Annotated in this window: 21 protein-coding genes and 1 pseudogene; 18 read left to right on the forward strand and 4 right to left on the reverse strand. The window is 64.5% G+C overall.

Translation table 11 applies throughout. The annotated features are described in order from the left end of the window. The first annotated feature begins 17 nt into the window (after positions 1-17). The 3 genes from G6N81_RS09610 (at position 18) to G6N81_RS12595 (ending at position 1301) form a co-directional block, all read left to right on the forward strand. A complete protein-coding gene (locus G6N81_RS09610) occupies positions 18-509 on the forward strand; it encodes a SprT-like domain-containing protein (RefSeq protein ID WP_165136139.1) in 492 nt (163 codons plus the stop codon). A 67-nt stretch (positions 510-576) separates the two neighbouring features. After that, positions 577-1071 (forward strand): benzoate/H(+) symporter BenE family transporter, encoded by a 495-nt coding sequence (locus G6N81_RS09615; RefSeq protein WP_206527868.1) that lies wholly within the window; start codon positions 577-579, stop codon positions 1069-1071. Beyond that, the gene (locus G6N81_RS12595; protein ID WP_206527950.1) at positions 1068-1301 is read left to right on the forward strand and encodes a benzoate/H(+) symporter BenE family transporter; all 234 of its coding nucleotides are present in this window, start codon (positions 1068-1070) and stop codon (positions 1299-1301) included. Before G6N81_RS09615 ends, G6N81_RS12595 begins: the two co-directional genes overlap by 4 nt. A gap of 11 nt (positions 1302-1312) precedes the next feature. Here the strand turns inward: G6N81_RS12595 and G6N81_RS09620 are convergent, their stop codons facing one another. Continuing rightward, complete coding sequence (locus tag G6N81_RS09620; RefSeq protein ID WP_165136142.1) at positions 1313-2215, reverse strand: hypothetical protein; 903 nt, start codon at positions 2213-2215, stop codon at positions 1313-1315. A gap of 314 nt (positions 2216-2529) precedes the next feature. On the opposite strand from G6N81_RS09620, the gene rpoB reads away from it, so the two are divergent. The 6 genes from rpoB (at position 2530) to G6N81_RS09650 (ending at position 14327) form a co-directional block, all read left to right on the forward strand. Continuing rightward, positions 2530-6024, forward strand: a complete 3495-nt coding sequence (gene rpoB, locus G6N81_RS09625) for a DNA-directed RNA polymerase subunit beta (RefSeq protein WP_165136145.1) — start codon at positions 2530-2532, stop codon at positions 6022-6024. A gap of 41 nt (positions 6025-6065) precedes the next feature. Beyond that, positions 6066-9953 carry a DNA-directed RNA polymerase subunit beta' gene (gene rpoC / locus G6N81_RS09630; protein ID WP_165136148.1) on the forward strand — a complete coding sequence of 1296 codons (3888 nt, stop codon included), beginning with the start codon at positions 6066-6068 and terminating at the stop codon, positions 9951-9953. Between the two features lie 174 nt (positions 9954-10127). Next, positions 10128-11618: an HNH endonuclease signature motif containing protein gene (locus tag G6N81_RS09635; RefSeq protein WP_165136151.1), complete on the forward strand. Its 1491-nt coding sequence runs from the start codon at positions 10128-10130 to the stop codon at positions 11616-11618. A gap of 54 nt (positions 11619-11672) precedes the next feature. Continuing rightward, entirely contained in the window at positions 11673-12479 is an 807-nt protein-coding gene (locus G6N81_RS09640; RefSeq protein WP_165136154.1) for an alpha/beta fold hydrolase, read from the forward strand. Beyond that, positions 12472-13056 (forward strand): TetR/AcrR family transcriptional regulator, encoded by a 585-nt coding sequence (locus tag G6N81_RS09645; RefSeq protein ID WP_165136157.1) that lies wholly within the window; start codon positions 12472-12474, stop codon positions 13054-13056. Before G6N81_RS09640 ends, G6N81_RS09645 begins: the two co-directional genes overlap by 8 nt. Positions 13057-13148: 92 nt before the next feature. Continuing rightward, complete coding sequence (locus G6N81_RS09650) at positions 13149-14327, forward strand: glycoside hydrolase family 27 protein (protein ID WP_338143994.1); 1179 nt, start codon at positions 13149-13151, stop codon at positions 14325-14327. A gap of 13 nt (positions 14328-14340) precedes the next feature. On the opposite strand, the gene G6N81_RS09655 is transcribed toward G6N81_RS09650, so the two are convergent. Both G6N81_RS09655 and G6N81_RS09660 read right to left on the reverse strand, forming a co-directional pair. Further along, positions 14341-15039, reverse strand: coding sequence for an SDR family oxidoreductase (locus tag G6N81_RS09655; RefSeq protein WP_165136160.1), 699 nt, complete (start codon positions 15037-15039; stop codon positions 14341-14343). Continuing rightward, a complete protein-coding gene (locus G6N81_RS09660) occupies positions 15036-17051 on the reverse strand; it encodes an FAD/NAD(P)-binding protein (protein WP_165136163.1) in 2016 nt (671 codons plus the stop codon). Before G6N81_RS09660 ends, G6N81_RS09655 begins: the two co-directional genes overlap by 4 nt. A 37-nt stretch (positions 17052-17088) precedes the next feature. Here G6N81_RS09660 and G6N81_RS09665 point away from each other — a divergent pair. From G6N81_RS09665 to G6N81_RS09680, 4 genes and pseudogenes are all read left to right on the forward strand, one after another. Next, positions 17089-17220, forward strand: a pseudogene (locus tag G6N81_RS09665) (alkylhydroperoxidase domain protein); the annotation flags it as partial. A gap of 19 nt (positions 17221-17239) precedes the next feature. Then, positions 17240-17407, forward strand: a complete 168-nt coding sequence (locus G6N81_RS09670) for a hypothetical protein (RefSeq protein WP_165136166.1) — start codon at positions 17240-17242, stop codon at positions 17405-17407. A 100-nt stretch (positions 17408-17507) separates the two neighbouring features. Continuing rightward, a complete protein-coding gene (locus tag G6N81_RS09675) occupies positions 17508-18536 on the forward strand; it encodes an ABC transporter (RefSeq protein ID WP_165136168.1) in 1029 nt (342 codons plus the stop codon). Between the two features lie 13 nt (positions 18537-18549). Next, positions 18550-19023 carry a hypothetical protein gene (locus G6N81_RS09680; RefSeq protein ID WP_165136170.1) on the forward strand — a complete coding sequence of 158 codons (474 nt, stop codon included), beginning with the start codon at positions 18550-18552 and terminating at the stop codon, positions 19021-19023. Positions 19024-19085: 62 nt separating this feature from the next. On the opposite strand, the gene G6N81_RS09685 is transcribed toward G6N81_RS09680, so the two are convergent. Beyond that, positions 19086-19730: a spermidine/putrescine ABC transporter substrate-binding protein gene (locus G6N81_RS09685; RefSeq protein WP_165136172.1), complete on the reverse strand. Its 645-nt coding sequence runs from the start codon at positions 19728-19730 to the stop codon at positions 19086-19088. A gap of 238 nt (positions 19731-19968) precedes the next feature. Between G6N81_RS09685 and rpsL the strand changes: the two genes are divergently transcribed. The 5 genes from rpsL (at position 19969) to G6N81_RS09710 (ending at position 25147) form a co-directional block, all read left to right on the forward strand. Beyond that, positions 19969-20337 (forward strand): 30S ribosomal protein S12, encoded by a 369-nt coding sequence (gene rpsL, locus G6N81_RS09690; RefSeq protein ID WP_165136174.1) that lies wholly within the window; start codon positions 19969-19971, stop codon positions 20335-20337. Between the two features lie 5 nt (positions 20338-20342). Beyond that, positions 20343-20813 carry a 30S ribosomal protein S7 gene (rpsG, locus tag G6N81_RS09695; RefSeq protein WP_165136176.1) on the forward strand — a complete coding sequence of 157 codons (471 nt, stop codon included), beginning with the start codon at positions 20343-20345 and terminating at the stop codon, positions 20811-20813. Between the two features lie 93 nt (positions 20814-20906). Continuing rightward, entirely contained in the window at positions 20907-23021 is a 2115-nt protein-coding gene (gene fusA / locus G6N81_RS09700) for an elongation factor G (RefSeq protein WP_165136178.1), read from the forward strand. A gap of 170 nt (positions 23022-23191) precedes the next feature. Further along, complete coding sequence (tuf, locus tag G6N81_RS09705) at positions 23192-24385, forward strand: elongation factor Tu (RefSeq protein WP_165136180.1); 1194 nt, start codon at positions 23192-23194, stop codon at positions 24383-24385. 102 nt (positions 24386-24487) lie between these two features. Then, the gene (locus G6N81_RS09710) at positions 24488-25147 is read left to right on the forward strand and encodes a VanZ family protein (RefSeq protein ID WP_165136182.1); all 660 of its coding nucleotides are present in this window, start codon (positions 24488-24490) and stop codon (positions 25145-25147) included. The last annotated feature ends 40 nt before the right edge of the window (positions 25148-25187 follow it).

A 25187-nucleotide genomic window follows, 5' to 3' on the forward strand; every position in this document is an offset into this window, starting at 1 on the left:
GGACGTAATCTGAGAACGTGTCAGATTTGAAGCGCGTGCAGGTGTGGGCGGATGCCCTCATTCGTCTGCACCTTGACGACACATGGGCGTTCGGCTTCGACAACGCCAAGCGCCGCGCCGGGCTCTGCAACTACACGACGAAGCGGATTTCGGTTTCGCGATACCTCGCGGCGCGATTCAGTGATGACGATGTGCATCAGACACTGCTTCATGAGGTCGCTCATGCGATCGCGGGCCCAGAAGCGGGCCACGGGCGGGAGTGGAAGCGCATTGCGCGCGAGCTCGGATACGTCGGTGGAACCACCCATCATGGCGAGACGGCGATCGAACTGGCCCCGTGGGTGGGCACGTGTCCCGGTGGGCACGTTGTCTATCGTCATCGCCGTCCGTCCCGCGCCTCCTCATGCGTGAAGTGCGCGTCGGGTTTCGACGCCCGGTATGTGTTCCGGTGGCACCGCCGCGAGATCACGCGCGCTGACCGACTCGCGGCGCAAACGCCTCGCAACTGAGGCGCGCGAAAACTCGAGCACGCTCTACGCTGGCGAAATGTAGGCTGGATGGACGACGCTCGCGGGTGTGACGGCGGCGCTCGTGGGGTTCGCGAGCAGTTCGGCCGTTGTTCTTGCCGGGCTCGCGGCGGTGGGAGCAACGCCCGCTCAGGCAGCATCGGGCCTCGTCGCGCTGTGCCTGGCGCAGGCGGTGGCCATGCTGTGGACAACGTGGCGTACACGCGTTCCCGTGCTCATCGCGTGGTCGACGCCGGGCGCCGCGCTGCTCGCGGCCGGGGCCGTTCCGGCCGGAGGCTTCCCCGCGGCCGTCGGCGCGTTCATCGTCTCGGGCGTTCTCATCGTGATCACGGGCCTGTGGCCGATGCTCAGCCGCCTGGTATCGCGCATCCCTCCGGCGGTCGCTCAGGCGATGCTGGCGGGAGTTCTCGTGCAGCTGTGTCTCGCACCGGTCCGTGAGGTGGTGATCAGTCCCGTCGAAATCCTCCCGATTATTGTCGTCTGGCTGGTCCTGATGCGATTCTCGCGTCGTACGGGTATCGCGTTCCGTGGCGTCAGGCGATGACCGTCACGGGGCTCGGCACAATCGCTGCGGCACCGTTCGGGGGATCCGGCATCAATCTGGGCGCGATCACCGCGGCGATCACCGCGTCACCCGACGCACATCCGGATCAGGGGGAGCGGTGGAAGGGCGTGCGAACGACAGCGCTTGTCTACCTCGTTCTCGCCGTGTGCGCGACAGCGCTGACGACTCTCATTGGTGTCGCTCCCGGGGTGCTGGTCTGGCGCCGATAGGTGCCAGATACCTACGCCGCGCGGACGCGGCCTGCGACCGTGAGGTTGTTGTCCGTGACATCGACGGTGACGCCGTGCACGCGCAGTTCATCGTCACCCAGGGGAACCGTGCGCCCCGCGAGACGGCGGAACTGATCGCGCAGCGGGAGCAGTGCGAGCTTTGACAGCAGGCGCTTCGACGTTGCGGCGGCGTGGTGGACGGTGATCTCGGAGCCGTCCGCGGAGAGCTCGATGTCGAATCCCACGCGCGCGGAAAATTTCAGAATTGCCAGGCGAGCGGCGATTCCTGCGGCAACGGTAAAGCGACGCTGGCCAGTTGGTTGCACGGACACCTTCGCGGCCGTGAGGGATCCGAGCCGGATCGCCTTTTTCACTGCGGGGGCGGCGAGCGACATCACCAGGTCGTTGAGGTCATCCTGGTGCATCGAGAAGCGGAATCGCCCCGTCGCTCGTCGTTCGTCGTCGTGGCCCTCGCCGAAGGTGCCGAGGAGCTGCCCTCCGCGCCGCACGGCGATCCACTCGAGTGGTGCGTCCTCAATCGTCATGTCGACGCGCATCTGGTGTCCGTTGATGGTGACGGGATCGGCGCGGACGTGTTTCTCGCCGAGGATTCCCGTGACCCGAGAGACAACCTCGTCCTCATCGGGATCCGGAATCCAGTCTGTTGCCATCGCGGCGAGCTTCTCGCCGTCGATCGTGATCTCGGATCCTGTGAGATCAACGGAGATGCGACCGATATTGGCTCGTGGGGTGAAGGGCGATGAGCTGACGGCGATGCCGGGCGCGCCGTTCCATCGAATATCGATGCCGTCTGATCGCGCTTCCTCGATCAGGCGCATCACCCCCGTTTTCACGGTGGTGCCCGATGCGGGCCACGCTTTCTCGCTCGTCAGGTGCCACGGCCAACGATCCATGCCCCCAGGCTAGGGGATGCCCCGCGATTCCGCGCCTCGCGCCTCGCGGATCGTTCCGAGAAACAGGCCGCGGGCGGTTATACCTGACAGAAAAATCCGAGTCAACTACCGAGGTGGACACCGCGTGTCTTATCCGGTAATGTCAGTATTTGCGCTCATTGGGTCTTCCTTGCCTTCATATGGTGGTCGGCTGGAACTTCATGTGATCCCCGCAGATACGGCGGCGCGGGTCATGGAAAAACGACGGATGAGCGCACCTCACCCTGTCGGCAAGGAATCTAGCGGCCCTTTACGGGCCCACGGAGGTCATACCCTTGGCTGCTTCGCGCAACGCATCCACTCCCACCACCAAGAACGGACGCGACGCACAGCGTCTGTCCTTCGCCAAAGTTACAGACGCGCTGACGGTCCCTGACCTTCTGGCGCTTCAGACTGAATCTTTCGATTGGCTCGTCGGTAACGACGCCTGGAAGGCTCAGGTTCAGCAGTCCAAGGCAGAGGGACGCAACGACGTCTCCGAGCGCAGCGGTCTCGAGGAGATCTTCGAGGAGATCTCTCCGATCGAGGACCTCGGCGAGACGATGCAGCTGTCGTTCACGAACCCCTATCTCGAGCCCGAGAAGTTCACGATCGACGAGTGCAAGGACCGCGGCAAGACCTACGCGGCTCCGCTCTACGTCGAGGCTGAGTTCATGAACCACCAGACGGGTGAGATCAAAACCCAGACGGTGTTCATGGGTGACTTCCCGCTGCAGACCCGCGAGGGTACGTTCATCATCAACGGCACCGAGCGTGTCGTCGTGTCGCAGCTCGTGCGTTCGCCCGGTGTCTACTTCGACAAGAACGCCGACAAGACGTCCGATAAGGACATCGTTTCGGCTCGCATCATCCCGAGTCGTGGCGCATGGCTCGAGTTCGAGATCGACAAGCGCGATCAGGTCGGCGTCCGTATCGACCGCAAGCGCAAGCAGCCGGTCACGGTCTTCCTCAAGGCACTCGGCCTCACGAGCGAGCAGATCCTCGAGGAGTTCGCCGGCATCGAGACGATCGAGGACACCCTCGCCAAGGACACGGTCCTGACGCAGGAAGATGCCCTCCGCGACATCTACCGCAAGATTCGTCCGGGCGAGCAGGTTGCGGCAGAAGCCGCACGTTCGCTGCTGGACAACTTCTACTTCAACTCCAAGCGCTACGACCTGGCAAAGGTCGGCCGTTTCAAGCTGAACCAGAAGCTGGGCCTTGACACCCCCCTCAGCGACTCGGTGCTGACGCTCGATGACATCGTCGCAACGATCAAGTACATGGTGCGTCTGCACCGTGGCGACAAGACGTTCGAGGGGCTCGGCCGTGGCGGCGAGGTTGTCGACAAGCCGATCATGATCGACGACATCGACAACTTCGGCAACCGTCGTATCCGCGCCGTCGGCGAGCTGATCCAGAACCAGGTCCGCACCGGTCTGTCGCGCATGGAGCGCGTTGTCCGCGAGCGCATGACCACGCAGGACATCGAGGCGATTACGCCGCAGACTCTGATCAACGTGCGTCCTGTCGTGGCTGCGATCAAGGAGTTCTTCGGAACCAGCCAGCTGTCGCAGTTCATGGACCAGAACAACCCGCTCTCCGGCATCACGCACAAGCGCACGCTGTCGGCTCTGGGCCCGGGTGGTCTGTCGCGTGAGCGTGCCGGTGTTGAGGTCCGCGACGTTCACCCGTCGCACTACGGCCGCATGTGCCCCATTGAGACTCCTGAAGGCCCGAACATTGGTCTGATCGGTCGTCTCGCGACGTTCGGTCGCATCAACTCGTTCGGCTTTATCGAGACCCCGTACCGTCGCGTTATCGACGGCAAGGTCACCGACAAGATCGAGTACCTGTCCGCTGCCGAGGAGCAGGCGTTCAACGTCACGCCCGCGAACACGCAGCTGAACGCCGATGGTTCCTTCGTGAACGATCGTGTTCTCGCCCGTCAGAAGGGTGACGAGGTCGACCTCATCCCCTCGGACGAGGTCAGCTTCATGGACGTCTCGCCGCGCCAGATGGTGTCGGTCGGAACGGCCCTGATTCCGTTCCTCGAGCACGATGACGCGAACCGCGCCCTCATGGGCGCCAACATGCAGCGTCAGGCGGTGCCGCTCCTCGAAACCGAGGCGCCGCTCGTCGGAACCGGCATGGAGAAGTTCGCCGCAATCGACTCGGGTGACCTTGTCACAACCGATCAGGCGGGTGTCGTCATCGACGTCACGGCCGACTATGTGTCGGTTCAGCTGGACGACGGCGGAACGCGCGACTTCTTCCTGGACAAGTTCGCTCGTTCGAACCAGGGCAACACGTACAACCAGAAGCCCGTCGTTCGCGTTGGCGACCGCGTCGAGGCCGGCGAGGTCATCGCCGATGGTGCGTCGATCGACAACGGCGAGCTCGCACTCGGCAAGAACCTGATGATCGGGTTCATGTCGTGGGAGGGCTACAACTTCGAGGACGCGATTATCCTCAGCCAGCGTCTCGTGAAGGACGACACCCTCACTTCGATTCACATCGAGGAGTACGAGGTTGACGCCCGCGACACGAAGCTCGGCAAGGAGGAGATCACCCGTGACCTCCCCAACGTCAGCCCTGAGCTGCTGAAGGACCTCGACGAGCGCGGCATCATCCGCATCGGCGCCGAGGTTCGTCCCGGCGACATCCTCGTCGGCAAGGTCACGCCCAAGGGTGAGACCGAGCTGTCGGCGGAAGAGCGTCTGCTCCGCGCGATCTTCAACGAGAAGAGCCGCGAGGTTCGCGACACATCGCTGAAGGTGCCCCACGGTGAGCAGGGAACCGTCATCGCGGTGAAGGAATTCGACGCAGAAGAGGGTGACGACGAGCTGGGCTCGGGTGTCAACCGCCGCGTTGTCGTCTACATCGCCCAGAAGCGCAAGATCACCGAGGGTGACAAGCTCGCTGGTCGCCACGGCAACAAGGGTGTCATCGCGCGTATCCTGCCCGAGGAAGACATGCCCTTCCTCGAGGACGGCACGCCGCTCGACGTGATCCTCAACCCCCTCGGTATCCCCGGTCGAATGAACTTCGGTCAGGTTCTCGAGGTGCACCTGGGCTGGATTGCCGCGCAGGGGTGGAAGATCGAGGGTAACCCCGAGTGGGCCATCAACCTGCCCGAGGAGTTCCGTGACGTTGCTCCCCGCACGCCTGTCGCCACCCCGGTGTTCGACGGTGCCAGCGAGGAGGAGATCACGGGTCTGCTCGAGTCGACGATTCCGACGCGTGACGGCGATCGCCTGATTGACGCATCGGGCAAGGCACGTCTCTTCGACGGTCGTACAGGCGAGCCCTACCCGCACCCCATTGCGGTCGGCTACATGTACATCCTGAAGCTGCACCACCTTGTCGACGACAAGATCCACGCGCGTTCGACGGGTCCGTACTCGATGATCACGCAGCAGCCTCTCGGTGGTAAGGCCCAGTTCGGTGGCCAGCGCTTCGGTGAGATGGAAGTGTGGGCCCTTGAGGCCTACGGCGCCGCATACGCGCTCCAGGAGCTGCTGACGGTCAAGTCCGACGACATCCTCGGCCGCGTCAAGGTGTACGAGTCGATCGTCAAGGGCGAGAACATTCCGGAGCCCGGCATCCCCGAGTCCTTCAAGGTGCTCATGAAGGAGATGCAGTCGCTCTGCCTGAACGTCGAGGTTCTCGGCGCCAACGGCGAGCCCGTCAGCCTGCGGGACACCGACGATGAGGCCTTCCGCGCAGCGGAGGAGCTCGGCATCAACATCTCGAGCCGATTCGAGTCCGCCTCGATCGACGAGATCTGATCAGCCGGCCGATATAAAGATTTCCCACACAGGAGACTCAATTGCTCGACGCAACTTCTTTCGATGAGCTTCGCATCGGCCTGGCAACCGCCGACGACATCCGTCGCTGGTCCTATGGCGAGGTCAAGAAGCCCGAGACCATCAACTACCGCACCCTGAAGCCCGAGAAGGACGGTCTGTTCGGCGAACAGATCTTCGGACCGAGCCGCGACTGGGAGTGCGCCTGCGGAAAGTACAAGCGGGTTCGCTTCAAGGGCATCGTTTGCGAGCGCTGCGGTGTCGAGGTCACCAAGAGCTCGGTCCGTCGCGAGCGCATGGGCCACATCGAGCTCGCCGCGCCCGTCACGCACATCTGGTACTTCAAGGGTGTTCCCTCGCGCCTCGGCTACCTGCTGGACATGGCACCGAAGGACCTCGAAAAGGTCATCTACTTCGCTGCCTACATGGTGATCTCGGTTGACGACGACGCTCGTCACCGTGACATGCCGACGCACGAGGCCAACCTGCGCCTCGAGATCAAGGCGGTCAGCGACCGTCGTGACACTCGTGTTGCCGCTCGCCTGCAGAAGCTCGAGGAAGACCTCGCTGCTCTGGAGGAAGAGGGCGCCAAGGCCGATCAGAAGCGCAAGGTCAAGGACGCAGCCGAGAAGGAGATGGCTACCATCCGCAAGCGCGCGGATGAGCAGGTCTCCAAGCTCGAGCGCATGTGGGAGGAATTCCGCTCGCTCGAGCCCGGTCAGCTCAAGGCGGAAGACGACGTCTTCCAGGAGCTGCAGGACCGCTTCGGTCAGTACTTCGACGCCCGCATGGGCGCCGAGTCGCTGCAGGCACGCCTCGCGGCGTTCGACCTCGCGGCTGAGGCAGACGCTCTGCGCCTGCAGATCTCTGAGGGCAAGGGCCAGCGCAAGATCCGCGCGATCAAGCGCCTGAAGGTCGTCAACTCGTTCCTCATGACCGGCATGTCGCCGGCCGCGATGGTGCTGGATGTCGTTCCCGTGATCCCGCCGGAGCTGCGCCCGATGGTGCAGCTCGACGGTGGCCGCTTCGCAACGAGCGACCTCAACGACCTCTACCGCCGTGTGATCAACCGCAACAACCGTCTGGCTCGTCTGATCGACCTCGGTGCTCCCGAGATCATCGTCAACAACGAGAAGCGCATGCTGCAGGAGGCCGTCGACGCACTGTTCGACAATGGCCGCCGTGGTCGTCCCGTGACGGGCACAGGAAACCGTGCCCTGAAGTCCCTCAGCGACATGCTGAAGGGTAAGCAGGGTCGATTCCGTCAGAACCTGCTGGGTAAGCGTGTCGACTACTCGGGCCGTTCGGTCATCGTGGTCGGCCCGCAGCTCAAGCTGCACCAGTGTGGTCTGCCCAAGCAGATGGCGCTCGAGCTGTTCAAGCCGTTCGTCATCAAGCGCCTGATCGACCTCGGTCACTCGCAGAACATCAAGGCCGCGAAGCGTGCCGTTGAGCGCACACGTCCCGAGGTCTGGGACGTGCTCGACGAGGTCATCCGTGAGCGTCCGGTTCTTCTGAACCGTGCACCCACGCTGCACCGTCTGGGCATCCAGGCGTTCGAGCCGCAGCTCGTTGAGGGTAAGGCGATTCAGCTGCACCCGCTCGTGTGTGCTGCGTTCAACGCCGACTTTGACGGCGACCAGATGGCTGTTCACCTCCCCCTCTCGGTGGAGGCACAGGCTGAGGCACGCGTTCTGATGCTCGCATCGAACAACATCCTGAAGCCGTCGGATGGCCGTCCGGTCACGCTCCCCTCGCAGGACATGATCATCGGTCTGCACCACATCTCGACCGTTGTGGAGGGGCAGGCCGGTGAGGGTCGCGTCTTCGGTTCGGTCGAAGAGGCGCAGATGGCTTATGAAGAGGGCACGCTCGGCCTGCAGGCTCGTGCGCGTATCTTCCAGCCGGGTCTGACGTTCCTCGAGGGCGACGCCCCCGCGGACTACGACACCCACGGTCTCGTCGACGCATCGCTCGGACAGATGATCTTCAACGCGCAGCTCCCCAAGGGCTACCCGTTCGTGCGTGAGCAGGCTGATAAGAGCAAGCTCTCGCAGATCGTCAACAAGCTGGCCGAGGAATTCCCGAAGACGGTCACGGCTGAGACGCTCGACAAGATCAAGGACGCCGGTTACTACTGGGCAACGCGTTCGGGTGTCACGGTCGCGATGAGCGACATCGTCACGCCTGACAGCAAGGCCGAGATCGTCGCTGAGTACGAGGCCAAGGCTGCAAAGCTCACGGCGCAGTACGACAAGGGCACCACCTTCGCCAACGCGGCCGAGTTCCGTTCGGCACTCGCCGAGGTCGGTAAGGAGGTGGAGGTTCGCCTTCAGCAGGAGATGAAGGACGCCTTCCCGAAGGACAACACCATCTACCGCATGGTGTCGTCCGGTGCTCGTGGTAACTGGCTGCAGATCCGTAACATCTCCGCGATTCGTGGTCAGGTTGCGAACACCCGTGGTGAGACGATTCCGCGTCCGATTCTGTCCTCGTTCCGCGAGGGCCTGACGGTCGCCGAATACTTCATCGCGACGCACGGTGCCCGTAAGGGTCTGGCGGACACGGCTCTTCGTACGGCTGACTCGGGTTACCTCACGCGTCGTCTGGTGGATGTGTCGCAGGACGTCATCATCCGCGAGGAAGACTGCGGAACCACGAAGGGTCTCGTTTACCCGATCGCGGAGAAGCTCGAAGACGGCACGCTCGTCAAGGACGGAAACGTCGAGAACGCGGTCTTTGCCCGCAGCCTCGCCGTGGATGTTGTTGCCGAGGACGGAACAGTTCTCGCAACGACGAACGACGACATCGGAGACCCGCTGATCGACAAGCTTGTCGCTGCCGGTGTCACCGAGATCAAGGTGCGTTCGGTTCTGACGTGTGAGTCGGCCGTTGGTGTCTGCGCGCAGTGCTACGGACGTTCGCTGGCAACGGGTAACCTCGTCGACATCGGTGAGGCCGTCGGCATCATCGCTGCTCAGTCGATTGGTGAGCCCGGAACGCAGCTCACGATGCGTACCTTCCACACGGGTGGTTCGGCCGGTGCAGACGACATCACGCAGGGTCTTCCCCGCGTGCAGGAGCTGTTCGAGGCTCGTACTCCGAAGGGTGCTTCGCCGATCGCCGAGGCGAACGGTCGCGTCACCATCGAGGAGACCGACAAGGGCAAGAAGATCATTCTGACGCCCGACAACGGCGACGAGCCGCACGTCTACCCGGTGCTGAAGCGTGCAACGCTTCTCGTCGAGGATGGCGACCGCGTCGAGGTCGGTCAGGCACTTCAGGTCGGAACGCTCGACCCGAAGGAGATCATGCGCGTGCAGGGCGCTCGCGAGGTGCAGAAGTACCTCGTGGACGGCGTGCAGGGCGTGTACCGCTCGCAGGGTGTGCCGATTCACGACAAGCACATCGAGGTCATCGTCCGCCAGATGCTGCGGAAGGTCACGGTTGTCGACCACGCCGAGACCGACCTGCTGCCCGGCGAGATGGTGGACATGCGCCACTACCAGGACGTCAACCGCAAGGCTGTTGCCGAAGGCAAGCGCCCCGCGTCTGGTCGTCCCGAGCTGATGGGTATCACGAAGGCGTCGCTTGCGACGGAGTCGTGGCTGTCGGCCGCATCGTTCCAGGAGACCACCCGCGTCCTCACCGAGGCGGCTCTCCAGGGCAAGCGCGACCCGCTGATCGGTCTCAAGGAGAACGTCATCATCGGTAAGCTCATCCCGGCCGGTACGGGCCTTGCCAAGTACCGCGACGTGGTGGTCGAGGCCACAGAAGAGGCGAAGAGTGAGCGGTACCCCAACCGCATCTTCGCGTCGGACGGTGCCTTCGCTGATGGCGACTACAGCTACGTCGACTTCGACGCGTTCTCGTCGGACGACTTCACCAAGCCGGGCGGTTCGTACAACTAACGGTGGCGTGATTCGCTGACACGATGCCCCTGGATCTTCGGATCCGGGGGCATCGTCGCGTGTGGGTGGCGTACGCGCGGACTCGTTGCGGATACGTGCATTCCGGCGGGAAAATAACCATTGACGGGGTCTTTTTCGGCTTCGAATGTCAGGGGTGGTTCGTACGCTGGGGGTATGTCGAACGTTCTCGCCGCCCCGCCCGCTCCCGCCGGAGTGATGGCCGGAATCGGCGCGGCGATCGACGCCGCCTCGGGGTCTGTTGATCACATTGCGGCGCTCTCCGACGCCGATCTTGTTGCCGTGACGCGCGAGGTCGAGCGCCTGGGCCGGCTGGCGGACGCCCTGCGGGTGCGTGTAGCCGGCGAGGTCGATGTGCGCTCTGCCAGTTCCCTGCTGCCGGAGGAGCGCTTGTCGCAGCGGTACGACTGCGCCAGCGGAACGTCGCTGCTGGAGTACCTCACCGGGGCGTCTCGCCCGGCGATCTACGCCCGGAAGCGCCTTGACCGGCGCACCCGCGGCGGGGCGAGTCTCACGGGCGAGCCGCTTCCTGCGGCGTTCCCCGAGGTCGGGCAGGCGCTTCGTGCCGGGGAGATGGGGATTGATTCGGCCCTGTACGTCACCGATGCTCTGGAGAAGGTCAACGCGCGAGGGGCCGCTCATCCGGAGCACTTCGCCGCGGCGGAGGAGGGCATTGTCGCTCTCGCCACCCGCCCCGCACGGGATCTTGCGGCAGACGCACCCGTTGCGACGCACCGTGATGTTGTTGATGTCACCGAACTGTGGGTCACGGCCCTTGATCAAGACGGTGTCGACCCCGATGCCGAGCGCGCAGAGCGCGGGCGGGGTGTGTCGTTGGGGCGTGTGCGTGATGGGTTGGTGTCGCTGAGTGGGTATCTCGTCCCGGAAACCGCGGCGGTGCTGCAGCGGTTGTTCGATGCTCATCTGGCGTCGCCGATGCGGTTCCAGCCTCACCCCGAAGAGCAACCTCCGGACGCCGAGTGGGACGACACGGAAAGCATCCCGGAGTTTCGGACCCTCACCCAGCGGCGCCATGATGCGCTGACCAGCATCCTCCACGGGGCCGCAACCGCGGCCGATGCCCCAACTCTTGGTGGGGCGGCCCCGACACTCGTGGTCACCGCATCGGTGGAAGACCTCGACGGCGGGGTATGCCGGGCGGACGGCATCGAGGTCGCGCTCCCGGCACGGGTGGCGCACCGGACGGCGTGCACGGGGTCGGTGCAGAAGATCGTTTACGACACCGCCGGCCGGATTATTCAGCTCGGCACGAAGGAACGGTTGTTCTCGCCGCATCAGCGTCGGGCGATTGCGTCGCGTGATGGTGGGTGCATCATCCCGGGATGCGCGGTTCCGGCGTCGCAGTGTGAGGTGCATCACGTCACCGAACACTCACGTGGTGGCCCGACGCATACCGATAACGGGGTGCTTTTGTGTTGGCATCATCACCACCGGCTGGACACCAGCGGGTGGGAGATTCAGATGAGGCACGGCACGCCGTATGTCAAGGCACCGGAGTGGGTCGACCGGCGGAGGATCTACCGGCCGGTGAGAAACCACGCCCGGGACAACCCCCCCCGCGGGCGTGATCGACCTGAAACGAATCTCTGCGTGATCGTGCTTTGCCCCGCTTCGGCATGCCCGTAGCCAGGTGGCTACGAGTGGTGCTACGGTGCATAACTTTAAGTTATGCTTCATAACATGGATCTATGGGAAGTCGAGCGTGAACGCGGGCACATCGCCGTGGAGGTATCCGGGGCAGGACCTTTGCTCCTGTGCATTCCTGGCATGGGCGAGTCACGGGCGTCTTTTCGCCATCTTGTGCCCGGACTTGTCCGAGCGGGGTACCGGGTGGCGGTGATGGACCTCCGCGGCCACGGCGAAAGCTCCGCGACGTTCACGGCCTACGACGATCCGGCGGCCGCAAGCGACGCCCTTGCCATCATCGATCTGCTGGGCGGCGGGCCGGCCACCATCATCGGCAACTCGATGGGCGCCGCTGCCGCGGTTCTCGCGGCTGCGCAGCGGCCGCCGATGGTGGAGCGTCTCGTCCTGATCGGCCCCTTTGTTCGCGACCACGGGAATGCTGCGACTCGCCTATTGCTGAGGCTGCTGCTGATGCGACCCTGGGGACCGACGCTGTGGCGCGCTTACTATTCCTCGCTGTTCGGTCAGCCGCGCGCCCTGGACCACGCCGCTCATACCGCCCGCGCAATCGCCCTTCTGCGTCGACCAGGGCGTTGGCGTGCGTTCCAAGCGACAACACGGACGTCGCATGCACCGGCCGAGGCTGCTCTCGCCACGGTTTCCGCTGACACCCTCGTCATCATGGGGGAGAAAGACCGGGACTTTCCCGATCCAGCCGCAGAAGCTGAGTGGGTCGCTAACGCGCTTCATGGCGAGCATCGGATGGTTGTCGGTGCGGGACACTACCCGATGGGCGAGCAGCCTCAGGCCGTGCTCGACATGATTCTTCCCTTCCTCCGGTCAGGGGAAAACCATGGTTAGTCGGCTGACGCGCGAGAAAGTTGTCGCACAGGCAGCTGCTCTCTCTGATGAGATCGGCTTCCACGAACTGACGATCACGAAGCTGGGTCGCTCACTGGGGATCGCTCCGCCCGGCGTGTATCGACACGTCGACGATCTCGACGACGTTCGCCGCGCGATCTCACGTCTTGCTTCCCGAGAGGCGGCGATGGATCTCTCATCGGTGTGTGCTGGTCTCTCGGGAGTTGACGCCCTCGCTGCTCTCGCAAGCGGCCTCCGTGGCTGGGCCAGTGACCACCAGGGCCGCTATGCGGCCCTGCAAACGGCCCCCGCTCGCGACGACATCGAGGGGCAGGCCGCTACTGAGCCTCTTCTCGCGGTATTCGGATCGGTGCTCCGTGCCTACGACCTTGAGGGCGACGACCTCACCGACGCCATCCGGATCGTCAGAAGCGCTCTGCACGGATTTATTTCCTTGGAGGGCAGCGAGGGGTTCAAACTGGAACGCGATCTCGATGCCACCTTCGACCGCCTCATCTCTTCCCTCGACACCGTGTTGACCCAGTGGAGGCGGGATGCGCTTGACTTGTCTCCGTGACGATCACCGATGAGCGCGCCATGGCGGCGTAGCGACTGCCTCAGGGTTGGAACAGCTGGGACTGCTTCGGCGGTTCCGTCACCGAAGACGAGGTGATCGCCAACGCCGAGTTCATGGCCGAGCATCTGCTGCCGTTTGGATGGGACACGATCGTTGTCGATATCCAGTGGTACGAGCCCGACGCGGGAACGGATGGCTACCGGCCCGTTTCCGATCCCGTGCTCGATGCGTGGGGTCGTCAGCTTCCCGCTCCTGAGCGCTTCCCCTCGGCGGCGGACGGATCGTTTCGTCCCCTCGCTGATCGTGTTCATGCGCTCGGACTGAAATTCGGCCTTCACATGATGCGGGGCATTCCCCGTAAGGCTGTCGAACTCGGCGTGCCCATCCTGGGTGCAGAGGCAACGGCCGCGCAGATCGCTGACCGGAACAATCTCTGCCCGTGGAATCCCGACAACTTTGGGATCAACCATCCGGTTCCGGGCGCGCAGGCTTTCTACGATTCGCAGCTCGCGCTGTTCGCCGAATGGGGCGTCGACTTCGTCAAGCTCGACGATGTGCTGTATCCGCCGCCCCAGTGGGACGAGATCGAGGCGTACTCGCGCGCTATCGATCGCAGCGGTCGTCCGATGGTGCTGAGCCTTTCGCCGGGGAAGCACCTCTCGCATGAGCATCTGGAACGCCTTCGCCAGACATCGCAGATGTGGCGTGTCTCGGATGATCTCTGGGACGAGTGGCCGCAGCTGCGCGAGATGTTCCAGCGCGCGGCGCGCTGGGCGCCGCATCAGCGACCCGGGGCATGGGGTGATGCCGACATGCTGCCGCTCGGACGCATCGGCATCCGTGCGCACGTCGGCGACGATCGGCTATCGCGGCTCACTCCGGCGGAACAATGCACGATGCTGACGCTGTGGTGCATGATGCGATCACCACTGATGTTTGGCGGTCACCTTCCCGACACCCCCGCGCACACGCTGGAGCTGCTGCAGAACCCGCGCGTACTTGCCCTTCTCGAATCCGATGTGAGCCGCGAGGCGGTGCGCGACGGCAACCTGGTGATCTGGACATCAGACACCGGGGACGAGCGGACCGTTGCGGTGTTTTGGCTGGGGGACGAGCAGACGACGCTCGAGGTGAACCTCGCCGACGTCGGCTGTGCTTCCGCGGAATCAGCCACCGATCTGTGGACCGGGGCAAGCGTCGACGCGATAAACGGCGCCATCACTCTCGAGCTGGAGCCGCACGGCACGAGGCTCGTGGCTCTCAATGGGTGAGAGCCTGCGATTCTCACAGCCGGGCGATCTCCTGACGGGGGCGCAGGGCGATGTCGGTGATATGTGCGTCGGCGGGGAGCTCGACGATGGTCCGCACGGTTTCGGCGACGGTTGACGGCTGGATGTACCGTTCGGGTGTGTAGTGATTGCCGCTGGCTCCGCGGCGCAGCATGGGCGTATCAGTCTGTCCGGGTGCGAGGGTGACAACGCGAATCCGGTGCTGTTCCTCGTCGATTCGCAGAACGTCGGCGAGCGCGCGCAAAGCGTGCTTGCTGGCGGTGTACACCGCGCTTCCGGGAACGGGCTTCGTTCCGGCGCCGGAACCGATGAAAACGACCGTGCCCTCGGCGGCCCGCAGCTGGGGGAGGAGTGCGCGGGTGAGGAGAGCGGGGGCGACGACGTTTGTCGTGAGGGCGTCCAGCCAGACCTCTTCTGTGGCGTTCTCCACCGACACGTGATCACCGATGGCGGCGGCGTGGACGAGAACGTCGATGCGATCGATGCCGGCGCCGATCTCCGCGAACCGAGCCGTTTTCTGCAGGTCGATCTGGCGCGTTTCCACAGAGGGGATGGCGCTCAGCGCGGCAAGCGCCTGTTCGTTGCGGCCGATCGCGATCACCCGGTGCGTGCGGGCGAGGTCGCGCACGATGTCAGTGCCCATGCCTCCGGTCGCTCCCGTGACAACAGCGATGGGCGACGTGTTTGCAGTCATGCGTGTGCTCCTGACGGTGAGAGGGTGTTCGAAGTGGCGACCGCGATCAGCGATCGTGCGACGCGATCGGTTTCGCGCAGCATCGTCGGATCACTGCCCGGCATCGGACTGATGATCGAGTCGTGCATCGCTTCTTCGATCGGAATACCCGCGATGTGGAGGGCGGGATCGTCTGAGCCGTCCGCTCGCACGGCACGACCGGAACTCGGACGCACGTCGAACGCCGCCGTTGTTCGATACCCGGAAGCAGACGACGCTGCACGGAACGGACGAATGCGCCCGGCTTCCGTGAGCTGGTGCACAAGAGGGTCGGCGCTTTCGCGAACGTCGTGACTGTGCATCCAGGCGTCGATGAGGACACTGCTGGTGATCCGTGACCCGTCGACGGCGTCGGACACCGAACGGAACCCCTCGGCTGTCACCGTCAGGCGTGCGGCCGGACCGATGAAGTGCACGAGGCCTGCGGCCTGCAGCGCGAGAAGTTGACGGTTGCGGAACGCGGGAGGGCCGGACCCTGCCATGGCACCGACCGACATCAATTCGCGATATGCGGAAGCCCGCGACTCGGCGGTGAAACCTCCGAAGGTTCCGACCCGGGACGTGAAGCCACGCGCGGCGGAGATCGCCCACAGCGCTGCTTTTACGGGGCTATCGGCGCCGCGTTCCGCCTCGGCGAGGTCGTGCGTGACGAAGTCAGCGATCCACCGATCCACATCGGCGGGAGAACTCCACGTGCGGCCCTGCCCGGGGTAGGCGGCTGCGATCAGATCGAGGGGCTCTTCGCCGGAGGCGAGATGCGGAGAAACGGCTTCGGATAGCAGCGATGCGATGTGGCGCGTTCGATCGAAAAGCGGTCCTGTGCGCGTGCCCAGATCCAGATCGCGGATGGAGTCCTGCGCCGCGACGACGTCGATGGCGCCCGGCCGCACGCGCGCAAGAGCGTCGGCCCAGTCCGCGAACGCGTCCTTGAGGATCAGCGGCCATATGACGGTGTCGACGTCGATCGGACGGGTGACGCGGTCCCAGTCGACCGCCCTCAGGTGTCGCAGCGTGGCGCGGGGCGGAAGCGATCCGTGCAGGCTCTTCGCCCGGAACGGAACGCCGCGCCGTGACGACACATGCAGAACGGGCTCCTGTCCTGAGGCTTCGTAGCGCAGGCCGCCATCCGCGTTGGCGTCGGGCACGAAGCGTCCTCCACGTCCGATGGTCAGCAGCGCCATGGCGTCGAAGAACCCCATGCCGAGCCCGCGGACGACCGCGTTCGCACCGGCTGGCACGGCGTCGAGGTCCTGATCAACGGGGCTGTCCGGCCTGACCCACACCAGCTCGGGGTTCTCTGCGACGGCCGCGGAGATCGTGCGTTCCTCGGCTGTTTCGGCGCGGGGTATCCATCCGGTTGCGGCGACGATGGCGTCGGCCGTGAACGACGCCCCGTCACCGAGTGTCAGCGTCTGCCTGCCGTCGTTGTCGTCGATGGCGACGACCCGGCCGGTGTGTTCCGTGAGCGTCACCGAAGCCGGAAGGGCGCGTCGGGCGTGCGCATAGACCCACGAGATGTACTCGCCGTACAGCGCGCGACTCGGGTGAGATTCAGGACGTTGTTCGACGATTTCCGTTCGGAAGTCGTCCGCGATTCCCTCCCGTACGGGCACGGCGTCGAACGCCGCGCGGTGCGCGGGCGGAACATCCTGCGCCCGCGGGCCGCCCAGAAGCAGAAGCGACCACTCATGCAGCGTGGGGCCAGCAACGACGGGGCCGTCCATCGTGACCGACGGATCGGGGAACAGCGTCACGGCGTGTGCCAGCGTGTTCATGCACAGCTCACGGTCCTGGTCCGTGCGCCAGACCCGGCCGGCGCCGATTTGGGTGTCGTCGACGATATGGATGTCGAGGCCGGGATGATCTGTTCCGGTGAGGTTCGCGCCGATGCGCTCCAGAAGGGAGACGCCGCGCGGCCCGCCGCCGACGATCGCAATCGCCCGTCGCGTCGTGCCTGAGATGGCGGAGGTCATGGCCTCCATTCTCTCGCGGTTCGGAGCCGAAGATGTCTCGCGCCTGCGCGCCGCCGGCTTCGACGACGCCGAAATCCTCGACATCATCGGCGGGGCGGCATTCTTCAACTGGGCGAACCGTCTCATGCTGTCCCTCGGCGAACCGGAAATTCCTGTGCGTCGCCGCTGAGGCGACGTACGGTGGTCGTATGGCACTCGGCGGACGCAGCACGGTGGCGACGGTTGTCGGCACGCTCGTTGTCGTTGCCGTTGTTTCGCTTCTGGTGTGGGCGGGTGGCCCCTTCTGGCCCGTTGTCGGCGAATACGTCAGTGGTCTGTTCGTCGGATTCTTCGACTGGTTGAGATCCGACACCTGAGCCGCTCCGACACGATGCGGCGAGGCTTCGTGACGCGTCGCGCCGCGCGCGTTAGTCTGGCGCGGAAGGGGAAAGACCCCGTCCGTGAGGAGTGCGTGCGATGAGTGACGCTCAGGGTTCGAGGAACGACAGCGGCGAGCCCATCGAGGGCCAGGACGCCGGAGGCGATGTGCAGTCAGCCGCCCAGGAGCCGGTGGCTCCCGAGAGCGACCCATCGACGCCCATCTACGACGCCACGGCGCCCGTGACTCCCGCCGAACCGACTGAGGCCCAGGCGGCTCCGGCTGAGCCGGCATCGTCCGACGCCGCGGCAGCGGAGCCGGCCGCGGACCCCGTCGACTATGAGGCCCTCGCTGCCGAGCTCGATCGTCTCGAGTCCGACACCGCGACTGCGGCGCCCGTTGCTCCCGGAGCGCCGGAAGCCCCCGCGGCAGACAAGAGCCCCTGGTTCGAACCTGCTGGCAGGGCCGATGCCTTCCAGGCAAGTGACGCCCCCGCAGCGGAACCCGCTCCTGTCGCGCCCCCTCAGGTCACAGCCAGCGAACCGGTCGTTGCCCCGGCGGCGCCCGCCCCCGTTTTCGTTCAGGCGCCCGAGGCGCCCCGGCGCCGCGGAAACCGCGCGGCAGCCGGACTCATCGGCCTTCTCGCAGCGGTGGTCTTCGGCGGGCTGTTCCTCGGTGCGCTGCTGGGAGTTGCCCTTGTCATGGCGCCCGCCGGTGGCGTCGACCCCGTTGCGACGATTCTTGAAATCGTCAGCTCTGCCCAGTTCTGGGTTCCCGTTGTTGTCTTCTGGCTCACGTTCTGGCTGTTCGGTGTTTTCGTCAACCGCTCGCGTTGGTGGACCTGGGTGGTTTTCGGCGTTCTCATCTCGGCGGCAACGTGGGCAGGGTTCCTGATCGCCGGTGTGATCGGTGCCCCGTTCTGGACGGTCACGATCGAGGAGGGCCTCGCGTCGGTTCAGGGCGCGTTGCTCGCCGTTCCTGGCTTGATTGCATTCATCCTGTCGCGAGAAATCACGATCTGGTTCGGTGGCTGGGCCGCGAGCCGCGGTGCGAAGGTCACGCGCCAGAACAAGGAAGCTCTCGAAGAGTACGAGCGGATCATGGAGGAGGGCCCGAAGGCCCCCTAGCGTGTGAGTCGCGATGAGTGACCGCCAGAAACTGCCGGACACCACGATCGTCGCCTTCGCGACCGTGGGGTATTTCGCCCTGCTTGTGGCCGGCCTGGGCGTTGCCAGTCTTGTCGCTGACGAATACGTCATCTCGACGCCCGGCATTGGGATCTTCCCCGCCTATGCGGCGGCGGGAGCAGCGATTGTGTCGTTTGCGTTGTTGCTGGCGGGCGCGTTGCGCCCCGAGAAGCCCTCGTTCCTCGCGGTCGTCGGCATTGCTCTCGCATCAGCTGCCATTCACGCCATCGTTCTGGCCGGGCTGACCCTGCTGACAACCGGCAGCGTGGGAACGGTCGGCACGGTTCTCTTCGAGGTGCTCCTGGGATGGGTCGCGCCCGTTTTCGCTGGCGCAGCGGCTGTGGCCAGTTGGGCCGCGATCGCACTGCGGCGAACGGAGGCCGGCAAACCGAAGTGGCCGTGGGAGCGCCGACCAGACGGCTCGTGAGCTGATCGCGACACGCCGACGGTGCGCGTCGACGATGGTGAACGAATGGTGAAGGTTGGCCGTTAATCCGTCGTGTCGAACGGGGCATCGAGCGACGTCGTCAGCTCGGAGAGCAGGCGGCTGATCTGTGGTTCGACGCACTCGGCGATGGCCGCGCGGATGCGGGTGCGATGGCGCAGCAGCAGCGAACAGACCTCGCGTCCGACGCGATCGGCGCACTCGTCGGCGAGGGCGACCTCGCGGCGCAGGGCGCGCTTGTGCTCCTCCGAGAGCGGCGGCAACGGCGGCGCCTCGTCGACGGATTCTTGTTCGAGACCGGCCAGCGTGAAGAGAAACGGCTGACCGGGAACCGGGTCCGGATCCAGCGGCAGCCCCTCAAATTCCGGGGGAAGATCCTCCCGCGGGCGGTAGCTGCGGGCCTTGTTGCGAGCCGCCTGCTGATCGAGCTCCTCTTGCAGCAGCGGCAGATGAGCCTCGGTGAAAACTGCGACCTCGTGATCGATGATCGTCTTCACGCGCGTTGTGAGAGCGTGCTGTACCCCGTGGGGGACGTCTTCTGCCATGCCGGCCGCTGAGAGAACCGGGGAGCCCAGGCAGCGGCGGCATACCGAGGAGCGACCGCGGTGCGTTGCGGGCTGCCAGCGGGGGAGCCAGCGCAGCCAGGCGTCGACCGCCTGGCTCACGCGCATCTCCACTGACCGCTCCATAACCCCAGGGTAGTGACCGGCCCGTGTTTGCGGGGCGCGTATCGCACCCGTACACTGGTGGGGTGTGCTTTCGCGCGCTCTATGCGCGTGCTTGCACACACGGGATTCAACCTGCGAACAGGCTGGCCCCCACGGCATACCCACCACCTCAACGCCCCGGACGCTCGTGCGGATCGGGTGGGTCAGACGTGAAAATTCACGCCCCGCTGTCACCGTGCAGCATGAATCAAGGAGAAACGTGCCAACTATTCAGCAGTTGGTTCGCAAGGGACGTTCGCCCAAGGTCTCGAAGACCAAGGCGCCCGCTCTGAAGGCGAACCCGCAGCAGGCTGGTGTCTGCACCCGTGTGTACACCACGACGCCCAAGAAGCCGAACTCGGCGATGCGCAAGGTCGCTCGTGTGAAGCTCCGCAACGGCACCGAGGTCACGGCCTACATCCCCGGTGAGGGCCACAACCTCCAGGAGCACTCGCTTGTGCTCGTTCGCGGTGGTCGTGTCAAGGACCTCCCCGGTGTTCGTTACCGCATCATCCGTGGCGCACTCGATGCCCAGGCCGTCAAGAACCGTCAGCAGGCTCGTAGCCGCTACGGCGCAAAGAAGGGTTGAGTTAGATGCCTCGTAAGGGTCCTGCTCCCAAGCGCCCCGTCGTTAACGACCCGGTTTACGGTGCTCCGATCGTCACGCAGCTCGTCAACAAGATCCTCGTTGACGGCAAGAAGTCGATCGCAGAGCGCATCGTGTACGGCGCCCTCGCTGGTGTCGACGCGAAGGCCGAGGGCGACGCTGTTGCCACGCTCAAGAAGGCTCTCGACAACGTGCGTCCCACGCTCGAGGTTCGTAGCCGTCGCGTCGGTGGTTCGACGTACCAGGTGCCGGTGGAGGTCAAGCCTCACCGTGCCAACACGCTCGCACTGCGCTGGCTCGTCAGCTACGCCAAGGGCCGCCGCGAGAAGACGATGACCGAGCGTCTCATGAACGAGATTCTCGACGCCTCGAATGGTCTCGGCGCCGCTGTGAAGCGTCGTGAGGACACTCACAAGATGGCCGAGTCGAACCGCGCGTTCGCTCACTACCGCTGGTAAACACCAGCGTGACCCGTCGGCTCCGGATCCTCTTCCGGAGGGTCCGGAGCCGACGTACCTGCTTCATGGCTCTTCTCACGTAAGGAAACGCAAGTGGCACAAGACGTGCTCACCGACCTCAAGAAGGTCCGCAACATCGGCATCATGGCGCACATCGACGCCGGTAAGACGACGACGACCGAGCGCATCCTGTTCTACACGGGCGTCAACCACAAGATCGGCGAGACGCACGATGGTGCCTCGACGACCGACTGGATGGAGCAGGAGCAGGAGCGTGGAATCACCATCACGTCCGCTGCTGTGACGTGCTTCTGGAACAAGAACCAGATCAACATCATCGACACGCCCGGTCACGTCGACTTCACGGTCGAGGTCGAGCGTTCGCTGCGCGTTCTCGACGGCGCTGTTGCCGTGTTCGACGGCAAGGAGGGCGTTGAGCCCCAGTCGGAGACCGTGTGGCGTCAGGCTGACAAGTACAACGTCCCGCGCATCTGCTTCGTCAACAAGATGGACAAGATGGGCGCCGACTTCTACTTCACGGTCGACACCATCATCAACCGCCTCAAGGCGAAGCCGCTCGTGATGCAGCTTCCCATCGGTGCCGAGGCCGACTTCGTCGGTGTCGTCGACCTGCTGTCGATGAAGGCCTTCGTGTGGCCCGGTGACTCGAAGGGTGACGTCACAATGGGCGCCGCCTACGAGACGCAGGAGATCCCCGCGGACCTTCAGGACAAGGCCGTCGAGTACCGCGAGAAGCTCGTTGAGGCTGTTGCCGAGACCGACGAGGCGCTTCTCGAGAAGTTCTTCGGTGGCGAGGAGCTCACGCTTGACGAGATCAAGCAGGGCGTTCGCAAGCTGACGATCAGCGGCGAGGCGTACCCCGTCTTCTGTGGCTCGGCCTTCAAGAACCGCGGCGTTCAGCCGATGCTCGACGCTGTTATCGACTACCTGCCTTCGCCCCTCGACGTGCCCGCTATCGAGGCGCGCGACCCGAAGGACGAGTCGATCATCATCGAGCGTCACGCGGATGCAGAAGAGCCCTTCACGGCTCTCGCGTTCAAGGTTGTCACGCACCCCTTCTTCGGTCGTCTGACCTACATCCGCGTGTACTCCGGTCACCTGGAGTCCGGCGCGCAGATCGTCAACTCGACGAAGGGCAAGAAGGAGCGCATCGGGAAGATCTTCCAGATGTACGCCAACAAGGAAAACCCTGTTGACGCGGTCACCGCAGGTCACATCTACGCGGTTATCGGCCTCAAGGACACCACAACGGGTGACACGCTGAGCAACTCCGACCACCAGGTCGTGCTCGAGTCGATGACATTCCCCGAGCCCGTTATCGAGGTTGCGATCGAGCCGAAGACGAAGGCCGACCAGGAGAAGCTGGGTCTCGCGATCCAGAAGCTCGCTGAAGAGGACCCCACCTTCCGCGTCGAGAACAACGCCGAGACCGGTCAGACCACGGTCAAGGGCATGGGTGAGCTTCACCTCGACATCCTTGTCGACCGCATGAAGCGTGAGTTCAAGGTTGAGGCGAACGTCGGCAAGCCCCAGGTGGCTTACCGCGAGACGATCCGCCGCGCTGTTGAGCGTCACGACTACACCCACAAGAAGCAGACCGGTGGATCGGGTCAGTTCGCGAAGATCCAGTTCAAGCTCGAGCCGCTTGCGGTCGAGGGCGACACGGTCTACGAGTTCGTCAACGCCGTGACCGGTGGCCGCGTTCCGCGCGAGTACATCCCCTCCGTCGACGCTGGTTTCAAGGACGCGATGAACGTCGGCGTGCTCGCCGGCTACCCCATGGTGGGCGTCAAGGCGACCCTGACCGACGGTGCATCGCACGATGTCGACTCCTCGGAGATGGCGTTCAAGATCGCCGGCTCGATGGGCTTCAAGGAAGCCATCCAGAAGGCGCAGCCCGTTCTCCTCGAGCCGCTCATGGCGGTCGAGGTCCGTACTCCTGAGGAGTACATGGGCGACGTCATCGGCGACATCAACTCGCGTCGTGGCCAGATGCAGTCCATGGAAGACGCGCAGGGCGTGAAGGTCATCAAGGCCCTCGTCCCGCTGTCGAGCATGTTCGGCTACATCGGCGACCTGCGGTCGAAGACCTCGGGCCGTGCCGTGTACTCGATGGAGTTCCACTCCTACGACGAGGTCCCCAAGGTTGTTGCCGACGAGATCATCCAGAAGGGCAAGGGCGAGTAACACTCACCCCGCTCTGACGGCTCTGGGAGGGGTCGGTCCCTATGTCCGGCCCCTCCACGTACATATAACTTCACACAGGCTATTTCTATTAGACTGAAGCAAATTTCGGAGAGAAACCGGTCGCAATCCAGCGCCCGGAAATTCTCCCTGACAGTCCTGAGGAGGACATAGTGGCTAAGGCCAAGTTCGAGCGCACCAAGCCGCATCTCAACATCGGAACGATCGGTCACGTCGATCACGGTAAGACCACGCTGACCGCTGCCATCTCGAAGGTGCTCGCGGACAAGTACCCGTCGGACGTGAACGTCGTGCGCGACTTCGGTTCGATCGACTCGGCTCCCGAGGAGCGCGACCGCGGTATCACGATCAACATCTCGCACGTCGAGTACGAGACGCCCACGCGTCACTACGCTCACGTCGACGCACCCGGCCACGCCGACTACGTCAAGAACATGATCACCGGTGCTGCCCAGATGGACGGCGCGATCCTCGTGGTTGCCGCGACTGACGGTCCCATGGCGCAGACGCGTGAGCACGTTCTGCTCGCGAAGCAGGTTGGCGTTCCCTACCTGCTCGTCGCACTGAACAAGAGCGACATGGTCGACGACGAGGAGATCCTGGAGCTCGTTGAGCTCGAGGTTCGTGAGCTGCTGTCGTCGCAGGGCTTCGACGGCGACAACGCTCCCGTCGTGCAGGTCTCGGGCCTCAAGGCTCTCGAGGGCGACGAGAAGTGGTCCGAGAAGATCGTCGAGCTCATGGAGGCCGTCGACAACTCGGTCCCCGAGCCCGAGCGTGACCGCGACAAGCCGTTCCTGATGCCCGTTGAGGACGTCTTCACGATCACTGGTCGTGGAACCGTCGTGACGGGTCGTGCAGAGCGCGGCACCCTCGCGATCAACTCTGAGGTTGAGATCGTCGGCATCCGTCCCACCCAGAAGACCACGGTCACGGGTATCGAGATGTTCCACAAGCAGCTCGACGAGGCATGGGCCGGCGAGAACTGCGGTCTGCTGCTTCGTGGCCTCAAGCGTGAGGACGTTGAGCGCGGCCAGGTCATCGTGAAGCCGGGTTCGGTTACGCCGCACACCAACTTCGAGGGCACCGCGTACATCCTCTCGAAGGACGAGGGTGGCCGTCACAACCCGTTCTACACGAACTACCGCCCGCAGTTCTACTTCCGTACCACCGACGTCACGGGCGTCATCTCGCTGCCCGAGGGCACCGAGATGGTCATGCCGGGCGACACCACGGACATGACGGTCGAGCTGATCCAGCCGATCGCTATGGAAGAGGGCCTCGGCTTCGCTATCCGTGAGGGCGGCCGCACCGTCGGCGCCGGCACGGTGACGAAGGTCGTCAAGTAAGACCTTTCGGTCTCACGCCGAGCGGGGCGGTTCCTTCGGGAACCGCCCCGCTTTTGCGTGCGCTCAGGCTGTTCCGGGGGAGGGACGCCTATTCTTGCGCGCATGACGATGAACGCGAATCACGGACCCAAGCCGGCCCGCAGCCGCCTGCGCATCGGCATTGCGACAACGCTGTTCTTCGCCTACTTCTCTTTCGTGCTCTGGGTGGTGATGAGTCCGAACCTGGATTCGTCTTTCGGCGTCAACACGATCGCCACACGGGTTCTGCGCGTGCTGCACCGTCTGGGGGTTCCCGAGGGGTTCGGCTTCATGGAGCTGGAGTTCGTCGCAAACATCGGCATGTTTGTCCCGCTCGGTTTCCTGCTCGGCCTGGCCTTCGGGCGCGGATGGTGGCTGGCCCTGTTCCTGCTGCCGATGGTGTCGGTCGGAATCGAGTGGTACCAGGGCGAGTATCTTCCCGGCCGTGTTGCGGATGTTCGCGACATCGTCTCGAATTCCGTCGGCGCGTGGGTCGGCGCGATTAGCGCCGGCATTCTGCAGGCGATGGTGCACACCCGCGATCGCAAGGTGCTTCGCCGGGTGTTGTGGGAACAGCAGCGCCGGAACCAACAGGCGGCCCCTGCCGCGCCGGACCGTGAGCAGTACCGCGAAGCGATACCGCCCACAATGGTGCTTCCGCAGAACGCGCAGACGCCTCCCTACGGGAACCAGAGGGTTCCACAGGACCCCCATGACGCGCCAACGCAGCGCCTGAACTTCTGACAATAACGGTGGCCGCTTCCCCACAGGGAACGCGGCCACC

Origin of the sequence: Microbacterium amylolyticum, assembly GCF_011046975.1 — a bacterium.
GTDB classification, from domain to species: domain Bacteria; phylum Actinomycetota; class Actinomycetes; order Actinomycetales; family Microbacteriaceae; genus Microbacterium; species Microbacterium amylolyticum.

What these genes read in the sequence shown, in the direction of transcription:
- G6N81_RS12595 (WP_206527950.1), top strand. Translation starts at nt 1,068, where the DNA reads ATGACCGTCACGGGGCTCGGCACAATCGCTGCGGCACCGTTCGGGGGA.
- G6N81_RS09620 (WP_165136142.1), bottom strand. Translation starts at nt 2,215, where the DNA reads ATGGATCGTTGGCCGTGGCACCTGACGAGCGAGAAAGCGTGGCCCGCA.
- G6N81_RS09635 (WP_165136151.1), top strand. Translation starts at nt 10,128, where the DNA reads ATGTCGAACGTTCTCGCCGCCCCGCCCGCTCCCGCCGGAGTGATGGCC.
- G6N81_RS09640 (WP_165136154.1), top strand. Translation starts at nt 11,673, where the DNA reads ATGGATCTATGGGAAGTCGAGCGTGAACGCGGGCACATCGCCGTGGAG.
- G6N81_RS09645 (WP_165136157.1), top strand. Translation starts at nt 12,472, where the DNA reads ATGGTTAGTCGGCTGACGCGCGAGAAAGTTGTCGCACAGGCAGCTGCT.
- G6N81_RS09655 (WP_165136160.1), bottom strand. Translation starts at nt 15,039, where the DNA reads ATGACTGCAAACACGTCGCCCATCGCTGTTGTCACGGGAGCGACCGGA.
- G6N81_RS09660 (WP_165136163.1), bottom strand. Translation starts at nt 17,051, where the DNA reads ATGACCTCCGCCATCTCAGGCACGACGCGACGGGCGATTGCGATCGTC.
- G6N81_RS09670 (WP_165136166.1), top strand. Translation starts at nt 17,240, where the DNA reads ATGGCACTCGGCGGACGCAGCACGGTGGCGACGGTTGTCGGCACGCTC.
- G6N81_RS09675 (WP_165136168.1), top strand. Translation starts at nt 17,508, where the DNA reads ATGAGTGACGCTCAGGGTTCGAGGAACGACAGCGGCGAGCCCATCGAG.
- G6N81_RS09680 (WP_165136170.1), top strand. Translation starts at nt 18,550, where the DNA reads ATGAGTGACCGCCAGAAACTGCCGGACACCACGATCGTCGCCTTCGCG.
- G6N81_RS09685 (WP_165136172.1), bottom strand. Translation starts at nt 19,730, where the DNA reads ATGGAGCGGTCAGTGGAGATGCGCGTGAGCCAGGCGGTCGACGCCTGG.
- rpsG (WP_165136176.1), top strand. Translation starts at nt 20,343, where the DNA reads ATGCCTCGTAAGGGTCCTGCTCCCAAGCGCCCCGTCGTTAACGACCCG.
- G6N81_RS09710 (WP_165136182.1), top strand. Translation starts at nt 24,488, where the DNA reads ATGACGATGAACGCGAATCACGGACCCAAGCCGGCCCGCAGCCGCCTG.